Here is a 20,043-nt window from a genome sequence, read left to right as displayed (position 1 = left end):
CGAAACCGCGCTCGCCCTGGCCTTCCGTGACCTGATCGGTCGGCACGAGGTGCTGCGGACGGTCTTCCCGACCGCCGAGAACGGGGAGCCCTACCAGTCCATCCTCGACGCCCCGGACTGGCGGCTCGACACCCGGCAGGTGCGGCCTGATCAGCTTGAACAGGCCGTGACGCAAGCGGTCGGGCGCGTGTTCGACCTCGCGACTGAAGTGCCTCTGAAGGCAACGCTGTTGGACTCCGGCGCCGAAGAGCGAGTGCTTGTCGTCGTGCTCCACCACATCGCGGGCGACGGCTGGTCGATCGCTCCGCTGGCCCGCGACCTGTCCGTGGCCTACGGGGCGCGCTCCGCGGGGCGCGCCCCCGCGTGGAAGCCGCTGCCGGTGCAGTACGCGGACTATGCACTGTGGCAGCGTGAGCTGCTGGGTGATAAGGCCGATCCCGAGAGTGTGATGTCTCGTCAGATCGCGTACTGGCGTGGTGTGTTGGAGGGGGTGCCGGAGGAGCTTGCGCTTCCGTTCGACCGGTCGCGTCCGGTGGTGGCCTCGCATGTGGGTCATCGGGTTGCGGTGGAGATTCCGGCGGCCGCGCACGCCCGGCTGGTCGAGGTGGCCCGTTCCGAGGGCGTCACGACGTTCATGGTCCTCCAGGCGGCGCTTGCCACTCTGCTCTCTCGTCTGGGTGCTGGTGTGGATGTTCCGATCGGTACGGCGAACGCGGGGCGTACGGATGAGGCGCTGGATGATCTGGTCGGGTTCTTCATCAATACGTTGGTGATCCGTACGGATCTGGCGGGTGACCCGACGTTCCGTGAGGTGTTGGGCCGGGTGCGTGAGGCGAGTCTGTCGGCTCTGGCGCATCAGGAGGTGCCGTTCGAGCGGTTGGTGGAGGAGCTGGCGCCGAGCCGTTCGATGTCCCGGCACCCGCTGTTCCAGGTGCAGTTGGACCTGCAGAACAACGCCGAAGCGGTCCTCGACCTCCCCGGCGTGCGCTCGGGAGGCGTGCCGGTCGCGAAGTCCGGTGCGAAGTTCGACCTTGAGGTACGCGTCTCCGAGGCCGTTGACGAGCAGGGCGCCCCGGCCGGCGTACACGGCTCAATGGTCGCAGCCGCCGACCTCTTCGACCCGGAGACGGTCGAGGACCTGGCGGCCCGCCTGGCGCGTGTGGTCGCTGCCCTGGTCGAGGACCCGCAGGTCCGGCTCAGCGCGGTGGACGTGCTGGGTGCGGGGGAGCGGGACCGGGTGGTGGAGGAGTGGAACGCCACGGACGCGGATCTTGGTTCGCTCCTTGTGCCGGGACTGTTGGCGGCGCAGGTGGCGCGGGTGCCCGAGGCCGTTGCGGTGGTGGCGGGCGCGGAGTCGCTGACGTATGCGGAGCTGGATGCTCGGGCGAATCGTCTGGCGTCCTACCTGGCGAGTCAGGGGATCGGCGCGGAATCGCTGGTGGGCCTGTGCCTGCCGCGTGGTGTCGATGCCGTGGTGAGCATGCTCGCGGTGTGGAAGGCGGGTGCGGGTTACCTGCCGATCGATCCGGACTATCCGGCGGAACGCATCAACTTCATGCTGGGTGATTCGGGTGCGGCGCTGACGCTGACGACCGAGGAGATCCTGGACGACCTTCCGGCCGGGCGTAACCGGTACGTCGCGGTGGACAGTGCCCTTGTTCGGATGCAGCTTGCGTCCGCGTCCGATGAGGCCCCGGGGCTGCACACCGACCGGCGCTCGCTCGCGTACGTGATCTACACCTCCGGTTCCACGGGGCGCCCGAAGGGTGTGGCGATCACCCATGAGGGCCTTGCGAACTATGTGTCGTGGGCTGTGGGTGCGTACGGAGTCGGCAGTGGCAGTGCGCCGCTGCACTCCTCGCTCGCTTTCGATCTGACCGTGACGAGTGTCCTGGTGCCGCTGGCGTCCGGGGCGACGGTCATCGCGAGCGAGGCCGGCGGGGCCGAGGGCCTGGCAGAGCTGATCCGGGAGCCGGGTGGCTTCGGCCTGGTGAAGGCCGTGCCCGCGCACCTGCCGCTGCTGAGCGAGATGCTCTCGGACACGCAGGTGGCGCAGTCGGCCCGTACCTGGGTCGTGGGTGGCGAGGCACTGCCCCCGGCGGTGGTCCGCGACTGGCTGGCACTGGCTCCCGGCTCGGTGGTGGTGAACGAGTACGGTCCCACGGAGACCGTGGTGGGGTGCTGTGTCTTTGAGATCGTGGCTGGTCAGGAGTTGGGTGAGTCGGTGCCGATCGGTCGTCCGATCGCGAACACCCGCCTGTACGTCCTTGACTCCCGTCTCCAGCCGGTCGCTCCGGGTGTCGCCGGTGAGCTCTACATCGCGGGCATCCAGCTCGCTCGGGGCTACGTGAAGCGTCCGGGCCTGACGGCCGAGCGCTTCACCGCGAACCCCTTCGAGCCGGGCCAGCGGATGTACCGCACGGGCGATGTGGCCCGCTGGAGCCGTGACGGTGTCCTGGAATACCTGGGCCGTTCCGATGAGCAGGTCAAGGTGCGTGGTTTCCGGATCGAGCCGGGTGAGGTGCAGGCGGTCGTGGCCGCGCACCGTGAGGTGGCCCAGGCCGCCGTGATCGCCCGCGAGGACGTGCCCGGCGACACCCGACTCGTCGCCTACGTCGTCCCGAGCGACGTACACGAGACATCTGACGAACTGAACGTCCATATAAGGGAGTTCGTCACCCAACGACTGCCCGAGCACATGGTTCCCGCGGCCGTCGTCGTCCTCGACGCGCTGCCGCTGACCGCGAACGGCAAGCTCGACCGCAAGGCGCTCCCCGCCCCCGAATACGCCGCGAGCGCCGGGCGGGGACCGGCCAACCGCCAGGAAGAGGTCCTCTGCGCGGCCTTCGCCGAACTGCTCGGCCTCCCCGAAGTCGGCGTCGACGACGACTTCTTCGCCCTCGGCGGGCACTCCCTGCTCGCCGTCCGCCTCACCAGCACGATCCGCGCCGAGCTCGGCGTGGAGGTCCCGCTCCGGGTGCTCCTGGAGGCATCGACCGTCGCAGCACTCGCACAACAACTCGCCCACCAGAAGACAGCAAGGCCGGCGTTGCGGCCGATGCGTAACCAGGAGGAGTCCTGATGATTCCGTTGTCATTCGCGCAGCGCCGGTTGTGGTTCCTCAACCAGTCCGAGGGCCCCAGCTCGACGTACAACATCCCGGTCGTACTGCGTCTTTCGGGCGAGGTCGACGCTGATGCCCTCGGTGCGGCCCTGCGGGACGTGATCGGGCGGCACGAGGTCCTGAGGACGCTCTTCAGAGCCGCGGACGGCGAGCCGTACCAGCACATCGTGAAGACCGCCGACCTCGACTGGTCGCTGACCGTCGCCGAGGTCGCGCCGGCCGAGCTCGACGCCGCCGTGTCCGAAGTCCTGGGCCACACCTTCGACTTGGCCGACGAGATACCGATCCGTGCGTCCCTGCTGTCCACCGGCTCCGACGAGCAGGTGCTCGTCATGGTCATGCACCACATCGCGAGCGACGGCTGGTCCAAGCGCCCGCTGGCCCGGGACCTGTCGGTCGCGTACGCCGCCCGGCGCGCGGGCGCCGCCCCCGAGTGGGAGGCGCTGCCCGTCCAGTACGCCGACTTCACGCTCTGGCAGCGCGAGATGCTGGGCGACCAGAACGACCCCGGCAGCGTCCTCGCCACCCAGATCGACTACTGGCGCGGGGTGCTGGCGGAGTCGCCGGAGGAGCTGGAGCTCCCCACCGACCGCTCCCGCCCGGCCGTGCCCTCGCACCGGGGCCACAAGGTTCCGCTGGCCGTCTCCGCCGCGACGCACGCCCGCCTGGCCGAGCTGGCCAGGGCCGAGGGCGTCACCCCGTTCATGGTCCTCCAGGCTGCCCTCGCGGGGGTCCTGTCGCGCCTCGGCGCGGGTACCGACGTGCCGATCGGCACCACCGTCGCCGGGCGCACGGACGTCGCCCTGGACGACCTGGTCGGGTTCTTCATCAACTCCCTCGTCCTGCGTACGGACGTGTCGGGCGACCCGACCTTCACCGAACTCCTCGCCCGCGTGCGGGCCGCGGACTGGGCCGCCTTCGAGCACCAGGAAGTCCCGTTCGACAAGCTGGTGGAGGAGCTGGCCCCGGCCCGCTCGCTCTCCCGGCACCCGCTGTTCCAGGTGATGCTGAAGGTCCAGAACACCGGCGAGGCCGTCCTCGACCTGCCCGGCGCGGGTGGAGCGGGTGGCGGTACTCCGTCGCCGCGTAAGGCGTCCGAGGGCACGGTCTCGGCCGCCGCCCAGCGCGGCCCGGCCACCAGCGAGTCCGCCGCGAAGTTCGACCTCGACGCCACGGTGTCGGAGGTCTTCGACGGCGACGGCGCCCCGGCCGGCCTGCGCGGCTCGGTGGTGGCTTCCGCCGACCTCTTCGACGTGACGACCGCAGAGCGCATCGTGGGCCACTGGGCCCGCGCCATCGAGCTCCTGGTCGCACGGCCCGACACCCGCATCAGTGACGTTCCGGTCCTGGACGAGGTCGAGCGTGGTCGGCTGTTGGGGGAGTGGGGTGGGTCGGCTGCTGAGGTGGTGGCCGGTTCGCTGGTGGAGCTGTTCGAGGGTCAGGTGGTGCGGTCGCCGGGTGCGGTGGCTGTGGTGTCTGGTGGTGAGGAGTTGTCGTTCGCCGAGGTGGATGTGCGGGCGAATCGTCTGGCGCGTCATCTGGTGGGTCTGGGTGTGGGTCCGGATGTGCTGGTGGGTGTGTGTCTGGAGCGTGGTGCGTCGTTGGTGGTGGGTCTGCTGGCGGTGTTGAAGGCGGGGGGTGCGTATCTGGCGCTGGATCCGGAGTATCCGGGGGAGCGGCTGGCGTACATGGTGGGCGACGCGAAGCCCGCCGTGGTGATCGCGTCCGCTGCTACGGCATCCGTGGTGTCCTCTGCTTCGGTGGATGTGCTGGTGGTGGACGAGCCGGCGACGGCCGCGGCTGTCGAGGCACAGTCGTCCGAGGCCCTTGGCCTGGACATCCGTCCGGATTCTGCGGCGTATGTGATCTATACGTCGGGGTCGACGGGTCGTCCGAAGGGTGTGGTGGTTGCGCATCGGGGTGTGGTGTCTCTGTGTGAGGCGCATGCGCGGTCGGTGTTTGCTTCTGCGGTGCCGTTGCGGGTGGCGTTGACGACGTCGGTGTCCTTCGATGCGTCGTGGAATCAGTTGTCGGCTCTGTTTGCTGGTCATGCGTTGCATGTGGTGGATGGGGAGACGTGGCTGGATGCGGGGCGTCTGGTGGCGTGGGTGCGGGCGTCGCGGATCGATTTTGCTGAGGTGACGCCGTCGTATCTGCAGGTCCTGGTGGATGAGGGTCTGTTCGATGGGGAGTGGCGTCCGGGTCGGATTGGTGTGGGTGGTGAGGCGGTTCCGGCTGGGTTGTGGGAGTCGTTGCGGGGTCTGGATGGTGTGGAGGGGTTCAACTTCTACGGTCCGACCGAGGCCACCGTGGACACGGCGATCGCGCGGCTCGCGGACTCTGCGTCGGTGGTCGTGGGCCGTCCGGTGCCCAACGCCCGGGTGTTCGTTCTTGATGAGTGGCTGCGTCCGGTGCCGGTGGGTGTGGCGGGTGAGCTGTATGTGTCGGGTGCGGGTGTGGCCCGGGGCTATGTGGGTCGTGCTGACCTGACGGCTGAGCGGTTCGTGGCGTCGCCGTTCGAGGCGGGTGTACGGATGTATCGCTCGGGTGACCGCGTGAAGTGGTCGGCCGATGGTCAGCTGGTGTTCCTGGGGCGTGTCGATGATCAGGTGAAGGTGCGGGGTTTCCGTATCGAGCTGGGTGAGGTGCAGGCGGCCGTGGCCGCGCACCCGCAGGTCACCCGTGCCGCCGTCGTGGTCCGCGAGGACCGTCCCGGTGACCGTCGCCTCGTCGCGTACGTCGTCCAGGACGCGCAGCCGACCACCCCGATTGCCGAGTTCGTGGGGCAGAGTCTTCCGGAGTACATGGTTCCGTCGGCGGTGGTGGTGCTGGACGCGCTGCCGCTGACGGCGAACGGCAAGCTGGACCGCAAGGCCCTTCCCGCCCCCGAGCACGTCGCTTCGGTGGGGGGTCGTGGTCCGTCGAATGCGCGTGAGGAGATCGTCTGCGCGGCGTTCGCCGAGGTCCTGGGCGTGGACAGCGTGGGCGTGGACGAGGACTTCTTCGAGCTGGGGGGCCAGTCCCTGTTGGCCATCCGCCTGGTCGCCCTCCTCCAGAAGCGCGGGGTCTCCGTCTCCGTACGCGCCTTCTTCCAGGCCCCCACGCCGGCCGGCCTCGCGGCCTCCGCCGGGGCGGTCCAGGTCACGGTTCCGGGGAACCTCATCCCGGACGGCGCCACCGCCCTCACCCCCGCGATGCTCCCCCTGGCCGACCTGACGGCCGAGGAGCTGGACCGGGTGGTCGCCACCGTCGACGGTGGCGCGGCCAACATCGCGGACGTCTACCCGCTGGCCCCGCTCCAGGAGGGGCTGCTCTTCCACCACCTGCTCGCCGACGGCGGCGACGACGCCTACGTCATGCCGACCGTGCTGGAGTTCGACGCACGCGACCGCCTCGACGCGTTCACGGACGCGCTCCAGCAGGTGGTGGACCGCCACGACATCTACCGCACCTCGATCGTGTGGGAGGGTCTGCGCGAGCCGGTCCAGGTGGTGTGGCGCAACGCCACGCTTCCGGTCACCGAAGTGGTGCTCGACGCCGACGGGGGCGACCCCGTCGAGCAGATCCTCGCCGCCGGCGGCCTGCGCATGGACCTCGGCGAGGCCCCGCTCATCCGCATGCACGCCGCTCAGGTCCCCGGCACCGGTCGCTGGCTCGGGCTGCTGCGCGCCCACCACGTGGTGCGCGACCACACCGCCCTGGAGATCGTCTTCCACGAGGTCCAGTCGATCCTGGCCGGACGCGGCCGTGAGCTGGCCCGGCCGCTGCCCTTCCGCAACTTCGTCGCCCAGACGCGGGGTGCGGTCGAGCGTTCCGAGCACGAGCGGTACTTCACCGAGCTGCTCGGCGACGTGACCGAGCCGACCGCCCCGTTCGGCATCGCGGACGTACGTGGCGATGGAGCCGACGCCGTACGCGAAGTGGTCCCGTTCGACGAGGACTTGACGGTACGGCTCCGTGACGTCTCCCGCCGGCTGGGCGCCAGCCCGGCCACGGTCATGCACGTCGCCTGGGCCCGGGTGCTCGCGACGGTGAGCGGCCGCGAGGACGTGGTCTTCGGCACCGTCCTGTTCGGCCGCATGAACGCCGGCGAAGGCGCCGACCAGGTCCCTGGCCCGTACATGAACACCCTGCCGGTCCGGGTCCGCACCGACGCCTCCGGCGTCCGTGCCGCCGTCGCGGCGATGCGCGGCCAGCTCGCGGAGCTCCTGGAGCACGAGCACGCCCCGCTCGTCGTCGCCCAGCGCGCCTCCGGGGTCACCGGCGACAGCCCGCTGTTCACCGCCCTCTTCAACTTCCGGCACAACCCCGGCCGCAGCGCCGAGGAACGCGCCGACGAGCGGCGCCACGAGGGCATGGAGGGCATGCGCGCCGTCTTCACGAAGGAGCGCACCAACTTCCCGCTCATGGTCTCCGTCAACGACAACGGCGACCTGTTCACCCTGGCCGTCGACGCCGTCGCACCCATCGATCCGGGTGTGGTGGGCGAGTTCGTGCGTACGGCTGCCGGGAATCTGGTGGCGGCGCTGGAGACGGCGCTTGAGGGTGAGGAGGATGTGCCGCTGAGTGCGGTGCAGGTGCTTGACGAGGCGGGTCTGCGTCAGGTGCTGGTGGAGTGGAACGACACGGCTGTGGAGACGGCGACCGGCTCTCTGCCGGAGTTGTTCGAGGCTCAGGTGGCGCGGTCGCCGGAGGCGGTGGCTGTGGTGTCGGGTGGTGTGGGGCTCTCGTACGGTGAACTCGAGGCCCGGGCGAATCGTCTGGCGCGTCATCTGCAGGGTGTGGGTGTGGGTCCGGATGCGCTGGTGGGTGTGTGTCTGGAGCGTGGGGTCGAGAGCGTTGTCGCGCTGTTGGCGGTGGTGAAGGCCGGGGGTGCGTACCTTCCCGTTGATCCGTCGTATCCGGCGGACCGTGTGGCGTACATGCTGGATGATGCGCGTCCGGTCGCGGTGATTGCCTCTACGGCGACCGTGGCTGCGGTGCCTGCCTCGGATACCACCCTCGTCGTCATCGACGAGGAGCGGACCTCCGCGCAGATCAACGGGTTTGAGGCTACGGCTCCGTCGAGAGAGCTCCGCCTGGAGCACCCGGCGTACGTGATCTACACGTCGGGTTCGACGGGTCGTCCGAAGGGTGTGGTGGTCGAGCACCGCTCCGTGGCGGCTCTGCTGGGATGGGCCGCGGCCGAGTTCAGTGGTGAGGACTTCCGCAGGGTTCTGGTCTCGACGTCGTTCAACTTCGACGTGTCGGTGTTCGAGCTGTTCGGTCCGCTGGTCTGCGGCGGCAGCGTGGAGGTGGTCGGCGATCTGCTGGCCCTGGCCGATTCCGGATCCGGGATCGGTGACGTCAGCCTCGTCAGCGGTGTGCCGTCGGCGTTCGCGCAGATGGTGGCCGCGGGGGCCATTGAGGCTCGTCCTCGTACGGTGGTGCTGGCCGGTGAGGCTCTGACCGCGGATGCGGTAGCGGGGATCCGTACGGCGATCCCGGGTGCCCGGGTCGCGAACATCTACGGTCCGACCGAGGCGACCGTCTACGCGACGGCCTGGTACGCGGACAGCGAGGTCGAGGGCCTGGTGCCGATCGGCCGGCCGATCTCCAACGCCCGTGCGTACGTCCTCGACGGCACTCTCTCCCCCGTTCCGGTCGGTGTCCCCGGTGAGCTGTACCTGGCCGGTGGCGGCCTGGCCCGTGGCTACCTGAACCGCCCCGAACTGACCGGCGAGCGCTTCGTCGCCGACCCGTTCTCCTCCTCCGGCGGTCGTCTGTACCGCACGGGTGATGTGGTCCGCTGGAACCAGGATGGCGAGATCGAGTACCTGGGCCGTGCGGATGAGCAGGTCAAGGTGAGGGGCTTCCGCATCGAGCTGGGTGAGGTGCAGTCGGCGTTCGCCGCGCACCCCGAGGTCGCCCAGGCCGTGGTCGTGGCACGCGAGGACGTGCCCGGCGACAAGCGCCTGGTCGCCTACATCGTCCCGGAGCAGTCCACGGACGACAGGACCGAGCTGGCTTCCCGTACCACCGTCTTCGCGTCCGACCGGTTGCCGTCGTACATGGTTCCGTCGGCGGTCGTCGTCCTGGACTCCCTCCCGCTGAATGCGAACGGCAAGCTGGACCGCAAGGCCCTCCCGGCCCCCGAGTACGTGACCGGCTCAGGGCGCGGTCCGTCCAACGCACGCGAAGAGATCCTGTGCGGGGCGTTCGCCGAGGTGCTGGGCCTGGAGAGCGTCGGCGTGGACGACGACTTCTTCCGGCTCGGCGGGCACTCGCTCCTCGCCATCCGCCTCGTCGCACTGCTCCGTACACGAGGCGTGTCCGTCTCCGTCCGGGCCCTGTTCGACGCCCCGACGCCCGCGGGTCTCGCGGCCACGGCGGGCGCGGAGCAGGTCGAGGTCCCGGCCAACCTCATCCCGGCGGGGGCCACCGCGATCACGCCCGAGATGCTGCCGCTCGTCGACCTCACCGGGGCCGAGATCGAGCGGATCGCGGCCACCGTCGAGGGCGGCGCGGCCAACATCGCGGACGTCTATCCGCTGGCCCCGCTCCAGGAGGGCCTGCTCTTCCACCACCTCCTCGCGGAGGGCGGCGAGGACACCTATGTGATGCCGACGGTCGTGGAGTTCGACTCCCGTGACCTGCTGGACGCCTTCCTCGACGCCGTTCAGCGCGTGGTGGACCGCCACGACATCTACCGCACCTCGATCGTGTGGGAGGGCCTGCGCGAGCCGGTCCAGGTCGTGCGGCGGCGCGCCGCGCTCCCCGTCGAGCACGTCACCCTGGCGCCCGGCGCGGGCGACCCCGTCGAGCGGCTGCTCGCGGCCGGCGGCGGTTCGATGGACCTCGGTACGGCCCCCCTCATCCGGGTCCACATGGCTGCCGTTCCGGACAGTGACGGTGACCAGTGGCTCGCCCTGGTGCGCATCCACCACATGGTGCAGGACCACACAGCCCTGGAAGTCATGATGGGGGAGGTCAACGCCTTCCTCGGCGGACAGCAGGCCGGGCTCGCCGAGCCCCTGCCGTTCCGCGACTTCGTCGCCCAGGCGCGTGCCGGGGTCGACGCGGGCGAGCACGAGCGGTACTTCGCCGAGCTCCTCGGCGACGTCACCGAGCCGACGGCGCCGTTCGGCCTGGTCGACGTCCACGGTGACGGCTCCGGCACCACGCGGTCCCGCGTGGTCTTCGGCGACGAGCTGCACACCCGGTTGCGGGAGGTCTCGCGCCGCCTGGGCGCGAGCCCGGCGACCCTGCTCCACCTGGCGTGGGCCCGGGTGCTGGCGGCGGTGAGCGGTCGTGAGGACGTGGTCTTCGGCACCGTCCTGTTCGGCCGCATGAACGCCGGTACGGGCTCCGACCGGGTTCCCGGTCCCTTCCTCAACACCCTTCCCGTGCGGGTCCGCACCGACGAGCTCGGCGTCCTGACCGCCGTGTCCGCGATGCGCGGCCAGCTCGCGGAACTGCTCGAACACGAGCACGCGCCGCTGACGGTGGCCCAGCAGGCGAGCGGCGTCACCGGGGACGCCCCCCTGTTCACGGCGCTCTTCAACTACCGCCACAACAGCGGCGGTGCGGAGCCGGCCGCCGAGCCGTCCACGCCGCGCGACGAGCGCCTTTCGGGCATCCGCCGCGTCTACTTCGAGGAGCGCACCAACTACCCGCTGATGGTCTCGGTCGACGACAACGGCGACCGCATCTCCCTCGCGGTGCACGCGGTCGCGCCCATCGACCCGGAGACGGTCGGCCAGTTCGTGCGCACGGCGGCCGACAACCTGGTGGCCGCCCTCGACATCGCCCTGACCGACGGCCTGGACGTGCCGCTGAGCGCGGTGCAGGTCCTGGACGCCGACGAGCGCCACAAGGTGCTCGTCGAGTGGAACGACACGGCTGTGGAGACGGCGACCGGCTCGTTGCCGGAGTTGTTCGAGGCTCAGGTGGCGCGGTCACCGGAGGCGCTGGCGGTGGTGTCGGGTGGTGTGGGGCTCTCGTACGGTGAACTCGACTGCCGCGCGAACCAGTTGGCGCGTCATCTGCAGGGTGTGGGTGTGGGGCCGGATGCGCTGGTGGGTGTGTGTCTGGAGCGTGGGGTCGAGGCTGTCGTCGCTCTGCTGGCGGTGGTGAAGGCCGGAGGCGCGTACCTGCCTGTCGACCCGTCGTATCCGGCGGACCGTGTGGCGTACATGCTGAACGACGCCCGACCGGTCGCGGTGATCGCCTCTACGGCGACGGCGGCTGCGGTGCCTGCCTCGGATGCCACCCTCGTCGTCATCGACGAGGAGCGGACTGCCGTACAGATCAGTGCACTTGAGCCCACCACGCCCTTGAGGGATCTCCGTCCGGAGCACCCGGCGTACGTGATTTACACGTCGGGTTCGACGGGTCGTCCGAAGGGTGTGGTGGTCGAGCACCGTTCCGTCGCGGCCCTGCTGGGCTGGGCCGCGGCCGAGTTCAGCGGTGAGGACTTCCGACGGGTCCTGGTCTCGACGTCGTTCAACTTCGACGTCTCGGTCTTCGAGCTGTTCGGTCCGCTGGTCTGCGGCGGCAGCGTCGAGGTGGTCGGCGACCTGCTCGCTCTGGCCGATTCCGGATCCGGGATCGGTGACGTGAGTCTGGTCAGCGGTGTGCCGTCGGCGTTCGCGCAGATGGTGGCCGCAGGCGACATCCAGGCCCGTCCTCGCACCGTCGTGCTGGCCGGTGAAGCCCTGACGGCGGACGCGGTCGCGGGGATCCGTATGGCGATCCCGGGTGCCCGGGTCGCGAACATCTACGGTCCGACCGAGGCCACGGTCTACGCGACGGCCTGGTACGCCGACAGCGAGGTCGAGGGCCTGGTGCCGATTGGCCGGCCGATCTCCAACGCCCGCGCTTACGTCCTCGACGGCTCCCTCTCTCCCGTCCCCACCGGGGTAGCGGGCGAGCTCTACCTCGCGGGTGCGGGCCTGGCCCGGGGCTACCTGAACCGTCCCGAGCTGACGGGTGAGCGCTTCGTCGCCGACCCCTTCTCCTCCTCCGGCGGTCGTCTGTACCGCACGGGTGATGTGGTCCGCTGGAACCAGGACGGTGAGATCGAGTACCTGGGCCGTGCGGACGAGCAGGTCAAGGTGCGCGGTTTCCGGATCGAGCTGGGTGAGGTGCAGTCGGCGTTCGCCGCGCACCCCGAGGTCGCCCAGGCCGTGGTCGTGGCGCGCGAGGACGTGCCGGGAGACAAGCGCCTCGTCGCGTACGTCGTCCCGGAGGAGTCCGCGGACGACGACCAGGCCGAACTCGCCACCCGTACCACCGTCTTCGCATCGGACCGGCTGCCGTCGTACATGGTTCCGTCGGCGGTCGTCGTCCTGGACGGCCTCCCGCTGAACGCCAACGGCAAGCTGGACCGCAAGGCCCTGCCCGCCCCCGAGTACGCCGCGCGCGGAGGCCGAGGACCGGCCACGCTCCGGGAGGAGCTGCTCTGCTCGGTGTTCGCGCAGGTCCTGGGTCTGGAGAGCGTCGGCGTTGACGACGACTTCTTTGACCTGGGAGGTCACTCCCTCCTGGCGGTGCGGCTGATCAGCCGGGTGCGGACGGTGCTGGGCGTCGAGGTTCCGCTGCGTGCGCTGTTCGACGCGCCGACCGTCGCCGGTCTCGCGGCCGCACTGGGCGGTGCCGGCCAGGCGCGCCTCGCGCTGACCGCCGGACAGCGCCCCGAGCGCATCCCGCTCTCCTTCGCCCAGCAACGCCTCTGGTTCATCGGCCAGTTGGAGGGCCCGAGCGCCACCTACAACAGCCCGATCGCCGTACGTCTCTCCGGTGACGTGGACAAGGTCGCCCTGAACGCGGCCCTGCGCGACCTGCTGGGCCGCCACGAGGTGCTGCGTACGGTCTTCGAGGTCGCGGACGGCCAGCCGTACCAGCGGATCCTCGAACCGGACACCCTCGAATGGGACGTGCAGGTCGTCCAGGTGGAGCCGGAAGGGCTCGAGGCGGCCGTCGCCGAAGCGGCGCGGTACGCCTTCGACCTGGCTGCCGAAGTTCCTGTCCGCGCCACCCTCTTCGAGACGACCAAGGCGGCCGACACCACCACGACCACCGACAACACCACGACCACCGACAACACCGAACGCGTCCTCGTCGTCCTCGTCCACCACATCGCCAGTGACGGCTGGTCGCGCGCCCCGCTCGCCCGGGACTTCGCGACCGCCTACGCCGCGCGGGTGTCCGGTGCCGCCCCGCAGTGGTCGCCGCTGCCGGTGCAGTACACCGACTACGCGCTCTGGCAGCGCGAGCTGCTCGGCGAGGAGGGCGACCCCGAGAGTGTGATCTCCCGTCAGCTCGACTACTGGCGCGAGGTGCTGGACGGATCGCCCGAAGAGCTGGACCTGCCGTTCGACCGGCCCCGCCCGGCGGCGGCCTCCCACCTCGGGCACAGCGTGCCGCTGGACGTCCCGGCCGCCGTGCACGCACGCGTGGTGGAACTGGCCAGGAACGAGGGCGTCACCGTCTTCATGGTCCTCCAGGCGGCCCTGGCGACCCTGCTCTCCAAGCTGGGCGCCGGTGTCGACATCCCGATCGGCTCGGCGCACGCCGGCCGCGGCGACGAGGCGCTGGACGACCTGGTCGGCTGCTTCGTCAACACGCAGGTGCTGCGCACGGACCTGTCCGGCGACCCGGCGTTCGGCGAGCTGCTCGCCCGGGTGCGGGAGGCGGGCCTCGCGGGCTTCGCCCACCAGGACGTGCCGTTCGAGCGGCTGGTGGAGGAGCTGGCCCCGGCCCGCTCGATGGCCCGCCACCCGCTCTTCCAGGTCGTCCTGACCAAGCAGAACACGGTCAGCGCCGGGCTCGACGCTCTGGACGCGCCCGTGGTGTGGACCGGCGGCATGTCCACCGGCACCCGCGCCGCCAAGTTCGACCTCGACGTGATGGTCGGCGAGGCGTACGACGGCGAAGGGGCCCCGGCCGGGCTGCGCGGTTCGGTGACGGTCGCGGCCGACCTGTTCGACGCGGAGTGGGCCGAGCGCATCGCCACGGCCTGGGTGCGGGTCCTCGACCTGCTGTCCGACGCCCCGGAGACGCGCCTCGGCGCGGTCCCGGCGATGGACGAGGTGGAGCGGCTGCGCGTCCTGTCCGGCTGGAACGACACGTCCACGGATGTCGAACTCCCGCTGGTTCACGAGCTGTTCGAGGCACAGGTCGCGCGGATCGCGGACGCCCCGGCGCTGGTCGCCGATGGTGGGTCGCTCTCGTACGGGGAGCTGGACGCCCGTGCCAACCGCATCGCGCACTACCTCATCGGCCAGGGCATCGGGGCCGAGACCGTGGTCGGCCTGTGCCTGCCGCGCGGTGCCGAGATGATCGCCGGGATCCTGGGCGTGTGGAAGGCGGGCGCGGGCTACCTGCCCATCGACCCGGAGCAGCCGACGGACCGGATCGCGTACATGCTGCGCGACAGCCGTGCGGCGCTGGCGCTGACGACCGAGGACATCCTGGACGAGCTGCCCGCCGGGCGGTCGCGTCTGGTGGCCCTCGACGACACGTTCGTGGAGATGCAGCTCGCGGCGGCCTCCACCGAGGCGCCGGGTCGCACGGTGGACCCGACCTCGCTCGCGTACGTGATCTACACGTCGGGGTCGACGGGTCAGCCCAAGGGCGTGGCGGTGACCCATGGCGGGTTGGCCAACTACACGGCCTCCGTGCCCGCCCGCGTCGGCTTCGGTGGTGTGGGTGCGCGGTACGCATTGCTCCAGGCGCAGGCGACGGACCTGGGCAACACGGTCGTGTTCGCGAGCCTGGTCAGTGGCGGTGAGCTGCACATCCTGGATGAGGGTGCGGTGACGGATCCGGTCGCGGTGGCCGCGTACCTGGCCGAGCACCGGATCGATCATTTCAAGGCGGTTCCCTCGCATCTGGCGGCGCTGGCGTCGGCGGGAGGCATCGCGGGTGTCCTGCCGGGGCGGTCGCTGGTCCTGGGTGGTGAGTCGGCTCCGGTCGCGTTCGTGCGGGAGCTGATCGCGGCTGCTGATGAGCGCGGTGTGGAGGTCCACAACCACTACGGGCCGACCGAGACGACCATCGGTGTCGCCACGACCCGACTGACCGCCGAGCGCACCGCTCGCGGTGTCGTGCCGATCGGCACCCCGATCGCCAACACCCGCTTCTACGTCCTGGACGAGCACCTGGCCCCGGTGGCGCCCGGGGTGGCCGGTGAGCTGTACGTGGCCGGTGCCGGTGTGGCCCGCGGTTACGTGGGGCGCGCGGCCCTGGCGGGCGAGCGGTTCGTCGCCAGCCCGTTCGTCGCCGGGGAGCGGATGTACCGCACTGGTGACCGGGCGAAGTGGACGGCGGACGGTCAGGTGGTCTTCCTGGGTCGTGCTGACGACCAGGTGAAGATCCGCGGTTACCGCATCGAGCCCGGCGAGGTCCAGGGCGTCCTGACCGCGCACCCGCTGGTGGACGGCGCGGCGGTGATCGCCCGTGAGGACGTGCCCGGTGACCGGCGTCTGGTCGCCTACGTCGTGGCCGATGACCTGGAGGAGAACGAGAAGATCCAACTGGTTCCCGCCCTCCGTGAGTTCGTGGCGCAGAGGTTGCCGGAGCATATGGTGCCGTCGGCGGTGGTGGTGCTTGACGCGCTGCCGCTGGCGGGGAACGGCAAGCTGGACCGGCGGGCGTTGCCGGCTCCGGATTACGCGTCGTCGCTTGCGGCGGGTGGTCGTCGGGCGGCGACGCTGCGGGAGGAGATCCTGTGCCTGGCCTTTGCCGAGGTGCTGGGTCTGTCCGAGGTCGGTGTGGACGACGACTTCTTCGAGCTGGGTGGTCACTCGCTGCTCGCGGTGCGGCTGGTGAGCCGGATCCGTGCGGTGCTCGGCGTCGAGGTCGAGATCCGCGCCCTGTTCGAGGCGCCCACGGTCGCCGGGCTCGCCGAGCGGCTGCCCGGCGCCCGGACGGCGCGGGCCGCGCTGACGGCACGCCAGCGGCCCGAGCGGCTCCCGCTCTCGTACGGACAGCGCCGGCTGTGGATCATCAACCAGATGGACGGGCCCAGCGCCACCTACAACATCCCCGTCGCCTCCCGGCTCGCCGGTGCGGTGGACGCGGACGCGATGGGCGCGGCCTTCCGCGACCTGCTGGGCCGACACGAGGTGCTCCGTACCGTCTTCGAGGTCGCCGACGGCGAGCCGTACCAGCGGATCGTCCCGGCCGAGGACCTCGCCTGGGAGCTGTCCGTCGTCGACGTGACGGCGGACGAACTGCCCGGGGCGGTCGCGGCGGCGAAGGCGTACACCTTCGACCTCGCAAGCGAAGTCCCCGTCCGGGCCTGGCTGTTCAGGGCTGGGACCGAAGAGCACGTGCTGGTCGTCGTGGTCCACCACATCGCCGGTGACGGCTGGTCGTGGGCGCCGCTGGCGCGGGACGTGTCCGCGGCCTACGAGGCCCGCTCGCGCGGCGCGGCGCCGGACTGGGAGCCGCTGCCCGTGCAGTACGCGGACTACGCGCTGTGGCAGCGCGAGGTCCTGGGCGACAGCGAGGACCCGGAGAGCCTGATTAGCCGTCAGGTGGCGTACTGGCGCGAGGCGTTGGGAGGGGTGCCCGAGGAGCTGGAGCTGCCCTTCGACCGCACGCGGCCCGCGACCGCCTCGCACCGGGGCCACCGGGTGCCGCTGGAGGTCCCGGCGGAGGTCCACGCGAAGCTGGCCGAACTGGCCCGCGCCGAGGGCGTGACCATGTTCATGGTGCTGCACGGCGCGCTGTCGGTCCTGCTCTCGCGGATCGGCGCGGGCACCGACATCCCGATCGGCTCGGCCATCGCGGGCCGTACCGACGAGGCGCTCGACGACCTGGTCGGCTACTTCGTCAACACCTTCGTCCTGCGCACCGACCTGGCGGGCGACCCGACGTTCCAGGAGGTGCTCGACCGGGTGCGCGAGGCGGGGCTCGGCGCGTTCGCCCACCCCGACGTGCCCTTCGAGCGGCTCGTGGAGGAGCTCGCCCCGGCCCGCTCGATGGCCCGCCACCCCCTCTTCCAGGTCATGCTGCTGCTCCAGAACAACGAGCAGGCCGTCCTCGACCTGGACGGCGTACGGGCCCGGCGCGGCGCGCCGGCGGCGGGCACCGGGACCACCGTGTCCGAGGCGGTCGTCAAGTTCGACCTGGACGTCAGCGTCGCCGAGCTGTACGACGCCGACGGGGCGCCCGCGGGCCTGCGCGGCTCGCTCGTCGCCGCCGCCGACCTGTTCGACCCCGCGTCGGTCGGGCTGATCGCCGAGCGCCTGAACCGGGTGCTCGCGCAGCTCGCCGCCGACCCGGCCCTCCGCCTCGCCCAGGTGGACGTGCTCGGCGAGGACGAGCGGCCCCGGCTGCTCACCGAGTGGAACGCGACCGCCGCCGAGGTGCCGGACGCCACCGTCGTGGAGCTGTTCGAGGCCCAGGTGGCCCGCACGCCCGACGCGGTCGCCCTGGTCCACGGCGACGTGGAGCTGACCTACGCGGAGCTGGACGCGCGGGCCAACCGGCTCGCCCGCCTCCTCGCGGGGCGCGGCATCGGCCCCGAGACGGTCGTCGCGGCGGTGTTCGAGCGCACGGTGGACCTGGTCGTGGCGCTGCTCGGCGTGGTGAAGTCGGGTGCGGCGTACCTGCCGATCGACCCGGCCTACCCGGCCGACCGCATCGCGTACGTCATCGAGGACTCCCGCGCGGCCTGCGTGCTCACCGCCGCCGACCTGGACGCCCGCCCGGCCGCCCCCGAGCACCGGCCCAAGGTGCCCGTACTGCTGCTCGACGGCGCGGACACGGTCCGCGACCTGGCCGCCCTCGCGGACGGCACGGTCACCGACGCCGAGCGCACGGCCGCGCTGCGGCCCGAGCACCCGATGTGGGTCATCTACACCTCCGGCTCCACCGGGCGGCCCAAGGGCGTCCTCGTCGAGCACCGGGCCATCGTCAACTTCCTGTCGGCGATGCAGGACCGCTTCGCCCTCGGCGCGGACGACCGGCTGCTCGCGGTCAGCACCCACGGCTGCGACATGGCGGGCTTCGAGTTCTACCTCCCCTTCCTCAACGGGGCGCGCATGGTCCTCGCCTCGCAGGAGCAGGTCCTCGACCCGTGGGCGCTGCGCGCGCTGATCCGCTCCACCGGCGCGAACGTCGTGCACGCGACGCCCAGCCTGTGGCGCGGCCTGATCGCCGACGCCGAGGACCCGGTGGACTGGACGCGGGTGCGCGCCATGATCGGCGCCGAGGCCCTGCCCAGCGACCTGGCCCGCACGCTGCTGTCCCGTACGCCCACCCTCACCAACCTCTACGGCCCGACCGAGACCACGGTCTGGTCGACGGCCAAGGAGCTGGCGGGGGAGGACGCCGACTGGACCAGCATCGGCGGCCCGATCGGCAACACCCAGGTGTACGTGCTCGACGCGGCGCTCTCCCCGGTGCCGCCGGGCGTGGCCGGCGAGCTCTACATCGGCGGGCACAGCGTGGCGCGCGGCTACCTGGGCCGCCCGGACCTGACGGCAGGCCGCTTCGTGGCAAGCCCGTTCGGGGCGCCGGGCGCGCGGATCTACCGCACCGGTGACGTGGTGCGCTGGACGGCCGGGGGCGACCTGCAGTACGTGGGGCGCTCCGACGACCAGGTCAAGATCCGCGGCTTCCGGGTCGAGCTCGGGGAGATCGAGGCGGCCCTCGCCTCGCACTCCGGGGTCGGCCAGGCGGTGGCCCTGGTCCGCGAGGACACCCCGGGCGACCAGCGCCTGGTGGCGTACGCGGTGCCCGTGACGGGCGGCGCGGACCTCGGCGACGAGGACCGCGAGCGGCTGGCGCGGGAGGCCCGCACCACGGCCCAGGACCGGCTGCCCGGCTACATGGTCCCCGCGGCCGTGGTGGTCCTGGACCGGCTGCCGCTGATGCCCAACGGGAAGCTGGACCGCAAGGCCCTGCCCGTCCCGGACGGCGCGGCGGGCACGGAGGAGGCCAACTGGGCGGTCACGTCGTTCGAGGACAACATGTGCGCGGCGTTCGCCGAGGTCCTCGGCGTCGACACGGTCGGCGTGGACGACGACTTCTTCGCCCTGGGCGGCCACTCGCTGCTCGCGGTGCGCCTGGTCGAGGCGCTGCGCGAGCGCGGCGTGTCGATCGCGGTGCGCGACCTGTTCGCCGCACCGACCGTCACCGAGCTGATGAAGCGGATGAGCCTGTCCTCCATCCGCGACGCCCTGGGGGTGCTGCTGCCGATCCGGGAGCAGGGCGACCAGGCGCCGTTCTTCCTGGTCCACCCGGCGGGCGGCCTCAGCTGGTGCTACATGCCGATGGCGCGCCACGTCGAGGCGGACGTCCCGCTGTACGGACTCCAGGCGCGCGGACTCGACGGGACCTCCGAACCGGCGGGCTCCGTCACGGAGATGGCCGCGGACTACGTCGCGCAGCTCCGCACCGTCCAGGCGAGCGGCCCCTACCGGCTGCTCGGCTGGTCCTACGGAGGGGCGGTCGCCCACGAGATGGCCGTCCAGCTGCAGGAGGCGGGCGAGGAGGTCTCGGCCCTGGTCGTCCTCGACCAGTACCCGTGGCAGCGGGACGGGGCCGCCGACCAGGCCGACGAGGTCGAGGTCGACCTGGACGCCAAGGTCGACCAGCTGATCGAGGTCGTCCGCCGGGAGGCGGGCGGCGCGCTCGGCGCGGCCACCGAGGAGGAGTACCGGAGGTTCGCCCGCATCCTGCAGAACCACCGGACGATCCGGGCCCGCCACGAGCACGGGCGCTTCGACGGCGACGCGCTGCTGATCGTGGCCGAGCGGAGCAGGCCCGGGGACGGGCCCTCCGGAAGCGAACTGTGGGCGCCCCACATCACGGGCGAGATCACGGAGGCCGGTGTTCCGTGCACCCACTACGAGATGGCCAAGCCCGAGACGCTGGCCGAGGTGTGGACGGCAGTGAAGTCCTGGCTGGCGGAGCGGGACTGA

General features: G+C 71.4%; 2 protein-coding genes (1 of these 2 only partly in view). Both read left to right on the top strand.

Going from position 1 to position 20,043, the window contains the following annotated elements; all coding sequences use genetic code 11:
- Positions 1-3,082, top strand: partial view of a non-ribosomal peptide synthetase gene (locus tag ABT160_RS08160; protein WP_351645061.1) — the 3' portion only. It extends 6,548 nt beyond the left edge of the window; 3,082 of the gene's 9,630 nt are visible here — the last part of the coding sequence; its start codon lies off the left edge, out of view; its stop codon occupies positions 3,080-3,082.
- Positions 3,082-20,043: a non-ribosomal peptide synthetase gene (locus tag ABT160_RS08155; protein ID WP_351645060.1), complete on the top strand. Its 16,962-nt coding sequence runs from the start codon at positions 3,082-3,084 to the stop codon at positions 20,041-20,043. The genes ABT160_RS08160 and ABT160_RS08155 overlap by 1 nt, the downstream gene beginning before the upstream one ends.

This window comes from Streptomyces sp. NPDC001941, from assembly GCF_040296945.1.
Lineage (GTDB): Bacteria > Actinomycetota > Actinomycetes > Streptomycetales > Streptomycetaceae > Streptomyces.
Note: the sequence above shows the minus strand (reverse complement) of the source record. Positions and strands in the feature narration are given on the sequence as shown.

Bases quoted from the DNA above. Each gene is read 5' to 3' on its own strand.
- ABT160_RS08155 (WP_351645060.1), top strand. From the start codon at position 3,082: ATGATTCCGTTGTCATTCGCGCAGCGCCGGTTGTGGTTCCTCAACCAG.